We start from the raw sequence: 15,503 nt of genomic DNA, 5'->3' as shown, positions 1-15,503 counted from the left end.
TTAAAGGAGCGACGACCATGCCCAAGGCGTTCTTCATCGATACGACGAAATGCACGGCCTGCCGAGGTTGCCAGGTAGCCTGCAAGGAGTGGAAGGGGCTGCCCGCCGTGCCCACGAAGCAGACGGGCACGCATCAGAATCCGCCGGACCTCAATCCGAACAACTTCAAGCTCGTGCGCTTCAGCGAGCACATGGACAAGAACGGAGTGGTTTCCTGGTACTTCTTCCCGGACCAGTGCCGCCATTGCCTGGAGGCTCCCTGCAAGCAGGCCTCCGGCGTGGAGGGGGCCATCATCCAGAATCCCGCCACTGGAGCGGTGATCTTCACGGAGAAGACGGCCCAGGAAGACTTCGAGGTGATTCACGGGGCCTGTCCCTACGACATCCCGAGGCTGGACCCGGCCACCAGGCGCATCGTCAAGTGCGACATGTGCATCGACCGCGTCCAGGCCAACCTGCTGCCCATGTGCGTGAAGTCCTGCGCCATGGGGGCCATGAACTTCGGCGAGCGCGCGGCCATGCTCAAGATGGCCGGAGACCGCCTGGCCGCGGTCAAGAAGAAGTTCCCCAAGGCCCAACTCTGCAACCCGGACGACGTCTCGGTCATCTACCTAGTGGAGGACGAGCCCAAGAAGTACCATGAATTCGCCGTGGCCGAAGCGCCAGGGCTCCTGACCCGCCAGCAGATGCTGGCCGGGCTGGCGTCGCCGTTGCGGCGCGTGGCCCGGGCCTTGCGCGGTTGAGCGCGCCGCGCTCGACGTGATCGGGCGGGGCCGCTTCCTCGGGAGCGGCCCCGCTGTTTTTCGGGATGCCGCGGCTGGTGCCAAAACGACTATATGTTTAAGATAATATTAATAACTTACTGTATTTTTTGACCATTCACGTTGACCTGCCGCCGCGTGACATGCCAGGATCGGGGGTGAAAAGGAGCCGCGTCTTCTGATCACTCCGGTCCCTTGCGGCTCCCGGGCCGGACAGACAACGTTCAAGGAGAGTGCGCATGGCCATTACACGGCGAACGTTCATGAAGGCCGCGGGGGCGGGCCTGGCGGGCCTGACCCTGGGCCGCTTCGGGCTCGATCTCGGGCCGGTCCGCGCCTACGCGGCCGGGCTGAAGATCGAGGGGGCGAAGGAGGTCATCTCCATCTGTCCGTTCTGCTCCTGCGGCTGCAACACGCTGGTGCATGTCAAGGACGGCAAGATCGTCAACATCGAGGGCGACCCGGACTATCCCATCAGCGGCGGCGGCTTGTGCGCCAAGGGCGCGGCGTTGCGCTCCCTGCACGTCAACGAGAACCGGCTGACCAAACCCCTCTATCGCGCCCCGGGCAGCGACAAGTGGGAGGAGAAGGACTGGAACTGGATGCTTGATCGCATCGCGACCAAGGTCAAGGAGACCCGCGATCGCGATTTCGTGCTCAAGAACGCCTCCGGCCAGGACGTGAACCGGCTCGAGTCGGTGTTCCATCTCGGCAGTTCCCAGATGTCCAATGAAGAATGCGCGGTGACCCACCAATTCGTGCGCGGCCTGGGAGTGGTCCATTTCGACCACCAGGCACGTGTCTGACACAGCCCCACTGTGCCGGCTCTGGCAGAGTCGGTCGGACGCGGAGCGATGACGAATCACTACACCGACATCGGCAACGCCGATGTGGTGTTCATCATGGGCAGCAACGCCGCCGAGCACCATCCCATCGCCTTCAAGTGGGTGCTCAAGGCCAAGGAGAAGGGCGCCGTGGTGATCCACGTCGACCCGAAGTTCTCGCGCACCTCGGCCCGGAGCACCTTCCACGTGCCTCTGCGCAGCGGCACGGACATCGCCTTCCTGGGCGGCATGGTCAAGTATCTCCTGGACAGCAAGAAGTATTTCTCGGAATACGTCAACAACTACACGAACGCGGCCTTCATCGTGGGCGAGAAGTTCGCCTTCAAGGACGGCATCTTCTCCGGCTACGATCCCACGAAACGCAAGTATGACAAGAGCGCCTGGGCTCTTGAGAAGGACGAGAACGGTCTGCCCAAGACCGATCCGACCTTCAAGCATCCCCGTTGTGTGCTGAACCTGCTCAAACAGCACTATTCACGCTACACCCTGGACAAGGTTTCCGACGTCACCGGCGTGGCCAAGGCCGACCTGCTCAAGGTCTATGATGCCTTCGCCGCCACTGGCAAACCGGACAAGGCGGGCACCATTCTCTATGCGTTGGGATGGACCCAGCACACCGTGGGCGTCCAGAACATCCGGCTCTCGGCCATCATCCAACTCCTGTTGGGGAACATCGGCGTGGCGGGAGGCGGCATCAACGCCCTGCGCGGCGAGCCCAACGTGCAGGGCTCCACGGACCACGCCCTGCTTTATGGCTACATCCCCGGCTACCACAACGCGCCCACGGCCAACTTCGCTACCCTGGACGAGTATATCAAGGCCAACACGCCCGTGAGCAAGGATCCCAAGAGCGTGAACTGGTGGGGTAACCGTCCCAAGTATATAGTCAGCTTGTTCAAGGCCTGGTACGGCGACAAGGCCACCAAGGAGAACGGGTTCGGCTACGCGTGGTTCCCCAAGTTGGAGCCGGGCGTGGACTACTCCCACCTGTTCATCTTCGACCGCATGTACAAGGGCCAGATCAAGGGCGGTTTCTGTTTCGGGCACAACCCGGCGCAGAGCTTCCCCAACAGCAACAAGGTGCGCAAGGCCCTGGGCAACCTGGATTGGCTCGTGTTGGCCGACGTCTACCACAACGAGACCACGGACTTCTGGCGCAAGCCCGGTGCCGATCCGGCCTCCATCCAGACCGAGGTCTTCCTGCTGCCCTCGGCCTACCGAGCCGAGAAGGAGGGCACCATCTCCAACTCGGGCCGCTGGCACATGTGGCACTACAAGGCCGTGGAGCCCCTGGGCCAAAGCCGGAGCATGGGCGACATGATCGTGGAGATCAACAACCGCATGCGCGCCCTTTACTCCAAGAACGGCGGCGTCTTCCCCGAGGGAGTCCTGAACATGGACTGCCCGGAGAAGTTCGACGCCGAGACCATGACCAAGAAGATCAACGGTTACTTCACCCAGGACGTGAAGATCGGGGACAAGGAGTACAAGAAGGGCCAGCTCGTGCCCGGTTTCGCCAACCTCAAGGATGACGGTTCTACTTCGAGTCTATGCTGGGTCTACTGCGGCGGCTACACCGAGGCCGAGGGCAACCTGGCCAAGCGCCGGGATTTGACCCAGACGCCCATGCAGGCCAAGATCGGCCTGTATCCCAAGTTCGCCTGGGCTTGGCCCATGAACCGCCGGGTGCTCTACAACCGCGCCTCGGTGGATATGAACGGCAAGCCCTACAATCCGGACAAGGCGGTCATCGTCTGGGAGGAGGGCAAGTGGGTGGGCGACGTTCCGGACGGTCCGGCCTCCCCCATGTCCATGGAAGGCGGCAAGTATCCCTTCATCATGTGCACCGAGGGACGGGCGCAGCTTTACGGCCCCGGCCGCGAGGACGGGCCGTTCCCCGAGCACTATGAGCCGGTGGAGACGCCGCTCAAGGCCAATCCGTTCTCCAAACAGATGAACAACCCCTGCTTCAAGTCCGTGACCAGCGACATGGACGCCCTGGCCGCCAACGGCGACCCGCGCTATCCCATCGTGCTCACCACCTACTGCCTGACCGAGCACTGGTGCTCGGGTTCGGAAACCCGCAACGGCCCGGCGCTGCTGGAGGCTGAGCCTCAGCAGTACGTGGAGATGAGCCCGCAACTGGCCAAGGAAAAGGGCATCAAGAACGGCGATGTGGTCATCGTCGAGAGCCTGCGCGGCAAGGTCGAGGCCGTGGCCATGGTCACGGTGCGCATCAAGCCCTTCAAGGTGGCGGGCAAGACCGTGCACTTGGTGGGCATGCCGTTCTGCTTCGGCTGGACCAAGCCGAAGTGCGGCGACGCGGCGAACCGGCTGATTCCCTCGGTGGGCGATCCCAACTCGACCATTCCTGAGTACAAGGCCAGCCTGGTCAATCTGCGCAAGGCCGACAAGGTGACCGAGTTGTAAGGCGAACCAGGGGCGGACGTTCCGTCGTCCGCCCCTGGAACAAGCAAGGAGAACGAAGATGCCCAAGGCGTTTTTCATCGACACCACGAAGTGCACGGCCTGCCGGGGTTGCCAGGTGGCCTGCAAGGAGTGGAAGGGATTCCCTCCGGTGCCCACGAAGCAGACGGGCACACACCAGAATCCCCCGGACCTCAATCCGTACAACGTGAAGCTCGTGCGTTTCAGCGAGCACATGGATAAAACCGGCAAGGTCTCCTGGTACTTCTTCCCGGACCAGTGCCGCCATTGCCTGGAGGCCCCCTGCAAGATGGCCTCCAGCGTGGAAGGGGCCATCATCCAGGATCCCGCCACCGGTGCGGTGATCTACACGGAGAAGACGGCTCAGGAGGACTTCGACGTCATTCGCGGGGCCTGTCCCTACGACATCCCCCGCCAGGATCCGGACACCAAGCGCATCGTCAAGTGTGATATGTGCATCGACCGCGTCCAGGCCAACCTGCTGCCCATGTGCGTCAAGAGCTGCGCCATGGGGGCCATGAGCTTCGGTGAGCGCGAGGAGATCCTCAAGCAGGCCGAGGCCCGGTTGGCGGCGGTCAAGAAGGAGTGGCCCAAGGCCCAGTTGCTGAACCCGGCCGATCTGGCCGTGGTCTATCTGGTGACGGACGAACCGGCGATGTACCACAAGTTCGCTGTGGCCCAGGCTCCGCAACTCTTCACCCGGGGCCAGCTCCTGGCGAATGTGGCGGCGCCCTTCAGGCGCATGGCGAGAAGCATTCAAGGTTGATTCCCCGGGGGCACCTCCGGTTCCCGGTTGTCGCGAGGCCGCCCCGCCCCGGCGCGGGCGGCCTCGCCCACTTCGATCACAATGAGGAGACAGCAGATGCACGGCGGTGAGCAGACGACCGAGGAAGGACGGCGCATTCTGAACGATGCACGGCGGTTCGCGAGTCAGGCCCCGGCCCTGGAGACCTTGTTTTCGGCCTTCGGTCCGGTTCTGGCCGCCCAGGCCGAGATTCGTGAACAGGCTCCGGGGTGGCGCGGCGCGACGCCGGAGCCGGACCTCGCGCGGTTCGGCCAGGGAGTCTGGCTTCTGGCGGATTCGGGATTCCAGAATCCTGGTCCCGCGCTGGGCGGGGCCGCCGCGACGCTCCTGCCGGTCATGGAGCGGGCTTTTCCCGCCCTGGCGGGAGAATTGGCGATATTGCGCCGGAGTCTGGCCGACGGCTCAATGCCGCCGGACGCGTTGTTCGCCCTGGCGTTCGAGGCCAAGGTTCAGCCCCCGGCGGGAGTTTCGGAGGATGTCTTGGGCTTCGCCGCCGCCCAGATCGCCAAACCGTTCGTGGAGCGCCAGGCGCGGGATCTGGCCGAGCGGATCAAGGGATTGCCCTGGCTGCGCGGTTCTTGCCCGATCTGCGGCGGCGCGCCGAACTATTCTCAACTCGTGCGGGTGCGTGACGAGTCGGATTTCATCCAGGCCCACGGCGGCCAGCGCTGGATGCGGTGTGCCACTTGTTCGACCCAATGGCGTTGCAAGCGGGTCTTCTGCCCGGCCTGCGGCGTCGAGGAACCGGATCAGTTGTTCCATCTGCATGTGGCCGAGCGCCCCTTCGAGCGGGTGGACGTCTGCCGGTCCTGCAAGACCTATTGCCTGTGCCTGGACACGGGGGAGTTGGTGGACGTCCCGGAACCGGACATGGCCGCCCTGGCCATGCTGCCCCTGGAGGTGCTGGCCCGCGAACAGGGCTACGCGCCCCTGGCGGGGCACGCCTGGAATGCGGTGCTTTGAGTTTGTTGAAAGAAGGAGAAAGGAGCGGCGGGGCGCGATGTCCCGCCGCTCCTTTTTCGTCGCTAAAGAATCTGGCTGAGGAAGAGCTTGGCCCGGTCGTGCCGGGGCGCGGTGAAGAAGTGCTCCGGGGTGCCCTCCTCGATGATCGTGCCCGCGTCCATGAAGACCACGCGGTCGGCCACTTCCCGGGCGAAACCCATTTCGTGCGTGACGACCACCATGGTCATGCCCTCGCGGGCCAGCTTGACCATGACGTCCAGAACCTCGCCGATCATCTCCGGGTCCAGGGCGCTGGTGGGCTCGTCGAAGAGCATGATCTTGGGCTGCATGGCCAGGGCCCGGGCGATGGCCACGCGCTGCTGCTGGCCGCCGGAGAGCATGGTGGGGTAGACGTGGGCCTTCTCCTGGATGCCGACCTTCTTGAGCAGGCCCATGGCCCGGCTCTCGGCCTCCAGCTTGGGCACGTTCTTGAGCTTGATCGGGGCCATGGTCAGGTTTTCCAACACGGTCTTGTGTGGGAACAGGTTGAAGGACTGGAAAACCATGCCCAGTTCCATGCGCACCCTGTTGATGTCGGTGTCGGGCGAGGTGACTTCCTGGCCGTCCACGAGGATCGTGCCCTGGTCCACCTGCTCCAACTGGTTGATGGTGCGCAGGAGCGTGCTCTTGCCCGAGCCCGAGGGGCCGATGATGACCACCTTCTCGCTGGGGCGGATGGACAGGGAGACGTTGTTCAGGGCGCGCAGGCTGCCGAAAAGCTTGCTGACGTTCCTGATGTCGATGATGGGGTTAATGTCGGTCATAGTAGTTGAGCCTTGATTCCATGTGGCTGACGCCCTTGGACAGAACCAGCGTGATGACCAGATAGACCAGGGCCACGATGGTGTAGGCCTCGAAGTAGAAGAAGGTCTCTCCGGCGAACTCCCGTCCCCGGCGCAGCAGGTCGGCCACGGCCAGGATGGAGACCAGGGAGCTGTCCTTGAGCAGGGCGATGAATTCGTTGCCCACCGGCGGCAGGATGGTGCGCCAGGCCTGGGGCAGGATGACCAGCAGCATGGTCTGGCGGCGGTTGAAGCCCAGTGAGCGGGCCGCCTCGGTCTGGCCCTTGTCGATGGACTCGATGCCCGCCCGGAAGACTTCGCCCATGTAGGCGCCGTAGCAGAAGCCCATGGCGATGACGGCCGAGGCCAGGGGGGGCAGCTTGCTTACGTAGGGAATGGCGGCCAGGGCGTAGTAGATGTAGAAAAGCTGCACCAACAGGGGGATGCCGCGGATCACCTCCACATAGGTGGAGGCGATGAGGTTCAGGGCCCGGTTGCGCGAGATGCGCCCGAGCCCCGTGATCAGTCCCAGGACCAGGGCCAGGAGAATGGACAGGGTGGTCACCTGGAAGGTCACCAGGATGCCGTCCGGGACGAAGGCCAGGATGCGCAGATAGGGGTCCGGCCGGGTGATGCAGAGAAAGGCCGTGATGGCCAGCGCGCCGATGAAGGACAGCCACCAGGCCGAGAAGAGCCCTCGGTCTTTCTTGCGAGGAATGGCCGCGCCGTCGCTGACGTCTAGGGAGAGGGGAGTTGTGCTCATGGCTAGTGCTGGTTGAAGGTCATGAAAAAGGGGGCCCGGGATCGCCCGGGCCCCCGGGATTGACTGCCGATGGGGCCTACTTCTTGAACCACTTGGCGTAGATCTTGTCGTACTCGCCGCTGGCCTTGACGGCCGCGAGGCCCTTGTTGATCAGGTCCAGGGTCGCCTTGTCGCCCTTCTGCACGGCGAAGCCCAGGTATTCGGGAGAATCCGGCTTGACCAGGAAGCCCACGGTCAGGGTCTTGGAGTAGTCGGGATTGCTCAGCGCGTAGTCGGTGGCCACGGCGTCGTCGCAGATGACGGCGTCGAGGCGGCCGTTGACCAGGTCCTTCATGGCCAGACCCACTTCGTCGTAGCCCTTCACTTCCTTGGCGCCCTCAACCTTCTTGGCGGTGAAGTGGCCGGTGGTGTTGATCTGCGCGCCGATGGTCTTGCCCTTCAGGTCGGCCAGACTCGTCACGGTGGCCGTCTTGGGCACCACGACACCCTGCTGGACCTCGAAGTAGGGATCGGTGAAATCCATGGTCTTCTTGCGTTCGTCGGTGATGGACACCGAGGAGGAAATGGCCTGGTACTTGCCCGCGGCCAGACCGGCGAAGATGCCGTCCCAGGCGGTGTTCTCGACCTTCACGTCGAAGCCGCCGGCCTTGGCGATGGCGGCGACCAGGTCGGGGCCGAAGCCCTTGCACTGCTTGGTGGCCTCGTCGACCATCTCCATGGGAGGCCAGGTGCAGTCCGAGGCGAAGACGATGAGCTTCTTGGGAGCGGCCTCGGCGGCGGCGGGCTTCTGCTCGGCGGCGGGCTTCTGCTCGGCCTTCTGCTCACAGGCGGCCAGGGACAGGGCAAGCAACGCAAAGAGCAAAGGCAGGCAAAGTTTTTTCAGCATGGCGTCCTCCATATCGCGGTTGGAAAACTTTGGATACGGTTCCCGGTCTTGTGGCGGTGAAGACCTTCCACTACAACCAAGACGCGGGAAGCGTCAACTATCCGCGCCTTGAAGTGGCAAGCTTTTCCCCTCCGGGGAAGCCGCCGTGTCTTGACCTGCGCGGAGGTTGGGGCGTAAGAATGGAATATTCCTGTATTTGACCCGCACGAAGGAATCACCAGGCGTGGAACGCGACGGCATGGCCCAGAACGGCGGCGGACGCCCCCCCAGCATTCTCGTCGTGGACGACGAGCGCGTCATCGGCATGGCCCTGGCGGCTTCCCTTGCGCGGCTCGGCTATTCCTCGGCGGGGCTGGCCGACAACGGAGAGGACGCGGTTCGACTATGCGGCGAAAAGCGGCCCGACCTCGTACTCATGGATGTTCGGCTCAAGGGGCGGATGGACGGAGTCGAGGCCGCCGAGAACATCAGCCGCCAGTTCCACACCCCGATCATCTTCCTCACGGCCTTTTGGGACGAGGACACCGTGGCCCGGGCCAAACAGTCCGGGCCCTACGCTTTTCTGGTGAAACCATATGAGGATAGGGATCTCCAGACCGCCATCGAGCTGGCCCTGTACAAGTCGCGCATGGAGCGGGAGCTGCTGCGGGCCATGCGCGCCGCCGAGGCCGCCAACGAGGCCAAGACCTCCTTCCTGGCCACCATCAGCCACGAACTGCGCACCCCGCTCAACGGCATCCTCGGCATGACCGACCTCATGCTCCTCTCCGGGCTGCCGGAGGAGCACCAGGAGAACCTGGAACTCATCAAGGATTCGGCCCTCTCCCTGCTCACGGTCATCAACCAGATTCTGGACTACTCCAAGATCGAGGCCCGAATTCTGGAACTGCGGGAAGGCGATTTCGAACTGTCGGACGTGCTCGACTCCGTGGTCGCGCCCCATCGGCTGCCGGCCGGCCGCAAGGGATTGAGCCTCTCGGTGGAGATCGACGATGGCGTGCCCCATGCCTTGCGTGGGGATCACGGCCGCCTGCGCCAGATATTGGGACATTTGCTGCATAACGCCGTGCGCTACACCGCCGAGGGACGTGTGCTCGTGAAGGCTGCGCTGTGTGACGCCTCGGCTTCGGAGCGCTGCCCAGAAACCGGGCGGGAGCGGGCCCGGCTGCATTTCACGGTTTCCGACACCGGCCCCGGCATCCCGGCCGACCGCCTGGGGGACATTTTCGAAAGCTTTACCCAGGTAGAGGACTACATGACCCGCCGCCATGGCGGTCTGGGCCTGGGTCTGGCCACCTGCCGCAAGCTGGTGGCCCTCATGGGCGGGGCCATGTGGGCCGAGAGCGTGGTCGGGCGGGGCAGCTCTTTCCATTTCACGGCTCCTTTTCTCCTGCGCCCGGACGGCAGCGCGCGGCCGCAACCGGCAACCGACCAGGCCAGGCCCGCCACGGGCTCCCTCCAGGGGCGGCACGTGGTCATGGCCGAGGACAACTTGGTCAACCGCCGGTTCGTGATTCGCGGCCTGGAACGTCGGGGCTGCCGGGTCACGGCCGTGGAGAACGGCCGGGAACTCCTGGATCTCCTGGCCGGAACGCCCTGCGATCTCGTGATCATGGACGTGCAGATGCCTGTGCTGGACGGCATCGAGGCCACGCGGCGCATCAGGGCGGGGCTGCCCGGGGTGGACCCGGCCCTGCCCATCGTCGCGCTCACGGCGCACGCCCTGGCCGGGGACGAGCAGTGGTGCCTGGACGCGGGCATGGACGCCTATGTGGCCAAACCCGTGGACATCGATCGCCTGGAGGGCGTTCTTCTGAACACCCTTGCCGGGAAACGCCCGGCGCAACATTCCGGAGACACGGCATGAGCGGTCCCACGCGTACGGACAAGATATACATCTACTTCCTCCTGACGATGCTTCTGTTCGCCCTTTACCTGACCTACGTCATCGCCGGGCCGTTTCTGCACACCATCGTCTTTTCCGGGGTCGTCTCACTCATCTTTTCACCCCTGTTCAACCGCATCCAGCGCCGAACCGGAGGGAGGCGCACGCTCGCGGCCCTGATCACGGTACTGATCATCGTGGTCTGCATCGGCCTGCCGCTGTTCTTCCTGACCTTCGGGCTGGTGATTCAGGCCCGCGACACCTTCCAGGCCCTGAACGTTTGGGCCCGCGAGACCGATTTCGCCAAGCTCCTGGACGCCCATCAACTGGACCAGCACCTCGTCTGGCTGCGTGAGCAGCTGCCCTTCGTGCAGCTCGACGCCTCGGACATCCAGGCCCGGCTTCTGGAGTTCTCCCGCAACCTCGGCCAGATCGCCGTGGAGGCCGGGCGCCAACTGTTCACCAACACGGCCCGGCTCATCTTTCACCTCCTGCTCCTCGTCTTCATCGTTTTCTATTTCCTGCGCGACGGGCGGGACATGGTCGAGAAGCTGCGCTATCTCTGCCCGCTTCGCACGGAGCAGGAGGATCTGATCATCGAGAACATCCAGCGTGTGGCCCGTTCCGTGCTGGTGGGCACGCTCTTCATCGCCGCGCTGCAGGGCCTCCTCGGCGGCATCGGCCTGGCCATCGTGGGTCTCCCGGCCCTGTTCTGGGGCGGGGTCATGGCTCTGGCGGCCTTGGTGCCGGTGGTCGGCACCGGCCTCGTCTGGGTTCCTGCGGCAGGCTGGCTGCTTATCCAGGGGCAGACCGGTTGGGCCGTCTTCCTGGCCCTCTGGTGCGGCGTCCTGGTCACCAGCGTGGACACGGTGCTCCGACCGCTGCTGCTGCGCGAGGCGTCCCAGGTTTCGACCTTCTTCGTCTTCCTGGCCGTGCTCGGCGGCATCTCGGCCTTCGGCATCGCGGGCATCCTCTACGGCCCGTTGACGTTGACCTTCGTGATGGTCATGCTGCGCATCTACGGCGAGGAGTACCGCGACATGCTTTCCGACCGCTGCAACTGTCAGCCCCCCTCATCCGATTCGGAGTCCTGATTTGCGACAGCTTCACCGTGCGCCTCTTTCGTGCGCGGCGCTGGCTCTGGCGCTGCTCGTCATCATCTTCGGCTGCGCCCCCCGCGCCCCCAAAGTCCCCTCGGGCCCGCCCGCGCTCCCCGCGCCCGTGCTGGAAGCCCCAGGCTACCAGCCACTGCCCAGCAGCGAGGCCGCTTCTTTGTCCCTCGGCCTGACGCCCTCGGCCCAGGGCTTATCCTCCTGGCGTGAGCTGGCGCCCGGGCTGCGCCGCAGTCTGGCCTACGTCTCCTCCCGACCCGCCGAGGCGACGGCCGTGGACCGTCCCGGCCTGCGCCTGACCTGGGCGGATCTGCGCGCCACCCTGGAAGACCTGTTGCGCCTGTTGCCCGAACTGGACCGCGACCCGGCGGTCCTGGCCCGGGAGTTCGTCTGGTTCCAACTGGCTCCCGAGACGCTGCTCAGCGGCTACTATGAGCCCTGGCTGAAGGCCTCTCTGACCCCGGCGCCCGGCTATCCCGTGCCGCTGTATGGCCCTCCCGACGACCTTCAGGTGGTCGACCTGGGACGTTTCCATCCCAAGTGGCAGGGACAGCAGCTGACCTACCGATTGGTGAACGGCCGCTTGGAGCCGTATCACGATCGCGCGGCCATCGACGGACGAGGCGCGTTGAACGGGCGAGGACTCGAGATCGCCTGGACCCGTGATCCCGTGGACGTGTTCTTTCTCCAGATCCAGGGCTCCGGCAGGCTCGTGCTCCCGGACGGCCGGGTCAAGCACGTGCTCTACGCCGGAAAGAACGGTCGGGAATATGTCTCCCTGGCCAAGATCATGGATCAGCGGGGGCTGTTGCCCCGCGAGGCGGCCAGCATGCCCGCCATCCGGAGCCTTTTGGCCGAGCGGCCGGATCTGCGGCGGGAACTGCTGGACACCAACCCGAGCTACGTCTTTTTCCGCTTGGCCGACGACGGTCCCTACGGCTCGGCGGGCCAAGTGCTGACCCCCTTCGTCTCGGCCGCCGTGGATCGGGGCGTGATGCCCCTGGGGGCGGTCTTCGCCCTGGATACCCGGTTGCCCGTTCCCGCCGGGGGCGAGGAACGCTTCCGGGGCCTCATGCTGGCCCAGGACACGGGCGGCGCCATCAAGCAGACCCGGGTGGACCTCTTCTGCGGTTCGGACGAACGGGGTGAGTTCGTGGCCGGCCGGCTCAAGTCCCAGGCCCGGGTCATGGTTGTGGTGAGCAAGCGGGTTCTGGGCCTCGGCAAGTGAATTTTTCCTGCGTCGGAGGAGTGTTCACGACATGCATGAAGTTGAATCAGCAACCATCGAAATGGTCAGGGAGCGCCTGCGGACGTTCGTGGCCGAACGTGGCTGGCAGCGTTTCCAGACGCCCAAGAATTTGGTCATGGCCCTGGCCGCTGAATGCGGTGAGCTGGTGGAGCAGTTCCAATGGTTGGAGCAGGAGGAGAGCCGCTTCCTGGCCGGAGAGAAACGGGCGGCCGTGGAGTCCGAGATGGCCGACGTGTTCATCTATCTGCTGCGGCTGGCCGACGAACTGGATGTGGACCTGACGCGCGCGGCCTGGGCCAAGATGGCCCGCAACGAAGCCAAGTATCCCCGGGAATCGTTCAAGAACAAGCCACCCAAGCCCTGACCGTCTGATTTTCCTCGCCGACCGGCCGTTTCCCGGCCGACAGGGCCGCCTCGCTTGACCCGGCGGGCCTTTTTCGTGCATACTGCCAGATAGGGAAAAGCCGCTGATCGGGCCCGTCGAGGCCCATCGGTCTTCAGCCGTCGTTCACCCGCCCACCGCAAACCACTATCCAAGGAGCTGCCGATGCAAGCCTATCCTCGTTTCATCACAAAAATCGAGCATCTTGACTGGCTGGCGCCGGGGGAGCGTGACGCCTTGCGGGACGTCGCCGACAAGTATCCCTTCCGCGCCAACGATTATTACCTCTCCCTCATCGACTGGGATGATCCAGAAGACCCCATACGACGCATCGTGGTGCCCCACCCGGACGAGTTGGAAGAGTGGGGCGACCTCGACGCCTCGGAAGAGCATCGCTACACCCTGGTCCCGGGGTTGCAGCACAAGTACGGCGAGACGGCCCTGCTCCTGGCCAGCGAAGTCTGCGGGGCCATTTGTCGTTTCTGCTTCCGCAAGCGCGGGTTCATGAAACGTGACCCCGGCAAGGGGCGCGACCTGGACGCGGCCGTGGAATATGTGCGCACGCACCCCGAACTGACCAACGTATTGCTCACCGGCGGCGACCCTCTTTTCCTGCCCACGCCTCGTCTGGAATCGCTGGTGCGGAGACTGCGCGAGATTCCCCATGTGAAGATCCTGCGCATCGGCAGCAAGATGCTGGCCTACAATCCCTATCGGGTGCTCGGAGACCCGTCGCTGCTGGAGATGTTCAGCCGTTACAGCCGTCCAGGCCGCAAGATGTACGTCATGAGCCATTTCAATCATCCGCGCGAACTCACCGAACAGGCCGTGGCCGCCATCGATCTGCTGGGACGGGCCGGAGTCGTGGTGGCCAATCAGACGCCCATCCTGCGCGGGATCAACGACGACTCGGCCGTGCTCACCGAGCTGTTCCGCAAGCTGTCCTTCGCCGGGGCCGCGCCCTATTACGTCTTCATTTGCCGCCCCACGGCCGGAAACCTGCGTTTCACCGTGCCCGTGGAGCGTGCCTACGACCTCTTCCAGCGGGCCATAATGGACTGCTCGGGTCTGGCCAAGCGGGCCAAGCTCGTCATGTCGCACTCGTCTGGAAAGATCGAAGTGGCGGGGCGCACCGAGGATCAGATTTTCTTCCGCTACCACCGCGCGGCCGATCCCCAGCGCGAGAGCGGTTTCATGGTTTTTCGCGGCAACCCCGAGGCACTCTGGTTCGACGACTACGTGGAACGGGAGGTGGCCCACTGGCCTGGGCGCGGCTACCATTGCTACGGCCCGGAATGAACGGTCGCCGAGAAAAAAAGGCCGACGGTGCGACCGTCGGCCTTTTTCATTGCGGGAAATCGTCGTCTTCGTTCAGGAGCCGATGCTCACTTCCGCGAAGTGGACGCTGAGTATCTCGTATTCGACCTTGCCGCGCGGGGCGTCCACCACCGCGTCGTCCCCTTCCTCCTTGCCCAGCAGGGCCCGTCCCATGGGCGAGAGCACGGAGATGCTGCCCGGCACGAAAGCGGTCTCGTCCGGGCCAAGCAGGGTGTAGCGGCGGCGCTCACCGGTCTCGACTTCCTCGATTTCCACCGTGGCACCGTAGCTGATCTTGCTGCCGCCCAGGCTCTTCAGGTCGATGACCGTGAAGCGCGCCATGCGCGACTCGATGTAATTGATCTTGGCCTCCAGCATGCCCTGGCGCTCACGGGCGGCGTCGTAACCCGCGTTTTCCCGCAGGTCGCCTTCCTCGCGCGCTTCCTTGATGGCCTGGATGACCGCCGGGCGCTCCTTCTTGAGCCGCTCCAGTTCCTTTTTGAGCAATTCGAAGCCTTCCACGGAAATCGGGATGCTTTCCATGTCCACACCTGATCCAATTTCGGGGGGTTACAAAAAAGCGCCGCGGCGGTCACATGTCCCGCGCGGCACAAGACTGGGGTAGACCAGACCGCGCGTTCCGTCAAGTCCATGCGGCTGCTAACAACGTGGTGCCCAGGGCGGGAGTCGAAATTAAACCGCAATATGCTGTTATAGTTAAAGAAAATATGAGAGCGTCATAGCTGCTACCCCCATAGCTACCCCCATTCGGGGAGGGCTTCCCCCACCCTGCCGGAGGGTGAACAGGCCCGCCTCCTGCCCGGTTCCAGCCTATGCGGCGTACTTCTCCGGCAGGCCAGGAAGAGGGGCAACGTCCTTCAAGCCCGGCGTCTCCCGCTCGGCCTCCCACAGGTCGCGCTTGCGCTGGAGATTCAGCCACAATTCCGGCGTGGTGTTGAAGGCTCGGGCAAGGCGTAGGGCCATGCCCGACGTGATGCAGGCCCGTTCATGTATCACCTGGGAAAGATGCTTGCGGCTGATTCCCAGGTGCGCGGCAAGGGCGGTTACGGTCAGGTTCAGCGGCTCCATGTAGTCCCGAAGGATGATAGCCCCGGGATGGGTCGGCTTGCGGGTTTTGGCGCTCATGGCGAGGCTCCTAGTGGTAGTCCTGATAGTTCACAACGTGGGCGTCTCCGTTCTCGAAGCGGAAGGTCAGCCGCCAGTTGCCGGACACCTTCACGGACCAATGCCCGGAAAGCGCACCCT

At 64.3% G+C, this 15,503-nt stretch carries 15 protein-coding genes; 9 read left to right on the top strand and 6 right to left on the bottom strand.

Annotated elements, in window-relative coordinates; translation table 11 throughout:
• The first annotated feature begins 17 nt into the window (after positions 1 to 17).
• From H587_RS0111100 to H587_RS0111080, 4 genes are all read left to right on the top strand, one after another.
• Positions 18 to 743, top strand: a complete 726-nt coding sequence (locus H587_RS0111100; protein WP_027176332.1) for a 4Fe-4S dicluster domain-containing protein — start codon at positions 18 to 20, stop codon at positions 741 to 743.
• Positions 744 to 1,000: 257 nt separating this feature from the next.
• Entirely contained in the window at positions 1,001 to 4,036 is a 3,036-nt protein-coding gene (gene fdnG, locus H587_RS0111090) for a formate dehydrogenase-N subunit alpha (RefSeq protein ID WP_084630641.1), read from the top strand.
• 58 nt (positions 4,037 to 4,094) lie between these two features.
• A complete protein-coding gene (locus H587_RS0111085) occupies positions 4,095 to 4,820 on the top strand; it encodes a 4Fe-4S dicluster domain-containing protein (RefSeq protein ID WP_027176329.1) in 726 nt (241 codons plus the stop codon).
• Positions 4,821 to 4,916: 96 nt separating this feature from the next.
• Complete coding sequence (locus tag H587_RS0111080; protein WP_027176328.1) at positions 4,917 to 5,822, top strand: formate dehydrogenase accessory protein FdhE; 906 nt, start codon at positions 4,917 to 4,919, stop codon at positions 5,820 to 5,822.
• A 62-nt stretch (positions 5,823 to 5,884) separates the two neighbouring features.
• Here the strand turns inward: H587_RS0111080 and H587_RS0111075 are convergent, their stop codons facing one another.
• The 3 genes from H587_RS0111075 to H587_RS0111065 all read right to left on the bottom strand — a co-directional run bounded on the left by H587_RS0111075 (position 5,885) and on the right by H587_RS0111065 (position 8,292).
• Positions 5,885 to 6,625, bottom strand: coding sequence for an amino acid ABC transporter ATP-binding protein (locus tag H587_RS0111075; protein ID WP_027176327.1), 741 nt, complete (start codon positions 6,623 to 6,625; stop codon positions 5,885 to 5,887).
• A complete protein-coding gene (locus H587_RS0111070) occupies positions 6,612 to 7,406 on the bottom strand; it encodes an amino acid ABC transporter permease (protein WP_027176326.1) in 795 nt (264 codons plus the stop codon). The genes H587_RS0111075 and H587_RS0111070 overlap by 14 nt, the downstream gene beginning before the upstream one ends.
• A gap of 76 nt (positions 7,407 to 7,482) precedes the next feature.
• Positions 7,483 to 8,292 carry a basic amino acid ABC transporter substrate-binding protein gene (locus H587_RS0111065; protein ID WP_027176325.1) on the bottom strand — a complete coding sequence of 270 codons (810 nt, stop codon included), beginning with the start codon at positions 8,290 to 8,292 and terminating at the stop codon, positions 7,483 to 7,485.
• Positions 8,293 to 8,515: 223 nt separating this feature from the next.
• Between H587_RS0111065 and H587_RS0111060 the strand changes: the two genes are divergently transcribed.
• From H587_RS0111060 to H587_RS18310, 5 genes are all read left to right on the top strand, one after another.
• Positions 8,516 to 10,159: a hybrid sensor histidine kinase/response regulator gene (locus H587_RS0111060; RefSeq protein ID WP_245560869.1), complete on the top strand. Its 1,644-nt coding sequence runs from the start codon at positions 8,516 to 8,518 to the stop codon at positions 10,157 to 10,159.
• Positions 10,156 to 11,271 (top strand): AI-2E family transporter, encoded by a 1,116-nt coding sequence (locus H587_RS0111055; RefSeq protein ID WP_027176323.1) that lies wholly within the window; start codon positions 10,156 to 10,158, stop codon positions 11,269 to 11,271. The genes H587_RS0111060 and H587_RS0111055 overlap by 4 nt, the downstream gene beginning before the upstream one ends.
• Position 11,272: 1 nt before the next feature.
• Positions 11,273 to 12,517 (top strand): murein transglycosylase A, encoded by a 1,245-nt coding sequence (gene mltA, locus H587_RS18315; protein WP_051202702.1) that lies wholly within the window; start codon positions 11,273 to 11,275, stop codon positions 12,515 to 12,517.
• Positions 12,518 to 12,548: 31 nt separating this feature from the next.
• Positions 12,549 to 12,902: a nucleotide pyrophosphohydrolase gene (locus tag H587_RS0111045; protein ID WP_027176322.1), complete on the top strand. Its 354-nt coding sequence runs from the start codon at positions 12,549 to 12,551 to the stop codon at positions 12,900 to 12,902.
• Positions 12,903 to 13,085: 183 nt separating this feature from the next.
• Positions 13,086 to 14,219 (top strand): KamA family radical SAM protein, encoded by a 1,134-nt coding sequence (locus tag H587_RS18310; protein WP_051202700.1) that lies wholly within the window; start codon positions 13,086 to 13,088, stop codon positions 14,217 to 14,219.
• 72 nt (positions 14,220 to 14,291) lie between these two features.
• Here H587_RS18310 and greA read toward each other — a convergent pair whose 3' ends face one another.
• From greA to H587_RS20285, 3 genes are all read right to left on the bottom strand, one after another.
• Complete coding sequence (gene greA, locus H587_RS0111035; RefSeq protein WP_027176321.1) at positions 14,292 to 14,780, bottom strand: transcription elongation factor GreA; 489 nt, start codon at positions 14,778 to 14,780, stop codon at positions 14,292 to 14,294.
• 288 nt (positions 14,781 to 15,068) lie between these two features.
• Positions 15,069 to 15,383, bottom strand: coding sequence for a HigA family addiction module antitoxin (locus H587_RS0111030; protein ID WP_027176320.1), 315 nt, complete (start codon positions 15,381 to 15,383; stop codon positions 15,069 to 15,071).
• A 10-nt stretch (positions 15,384 to 15,393) separates the two neighbouring features.
• Positions 15,394 to 15,503 (bottom strand): type II toxin-antitoxin system RelE/ParE family toxin (locus tag H587_RS20285; protein WP_211219505.1); only part of this gene is annotated, 110 nt, incomplete at its 5' end.

Origin of the sequence: Desulfovibrio aminophilus DSM 12254 (assembly GCF_000422565.1) — a bacterium.
GTDB lineage: Bacteria > Desulfobacterota > Desulfovibrionia > Desulfovibrionales > Desulfovibrionaceae > Aminidesulfovibrio > Aminidesulfovibrio aminophilus.
Note: the sequence above shows the minus strand (reverse complement) of the source record. Positions and strands in the feature narration are given on the sequence as shown.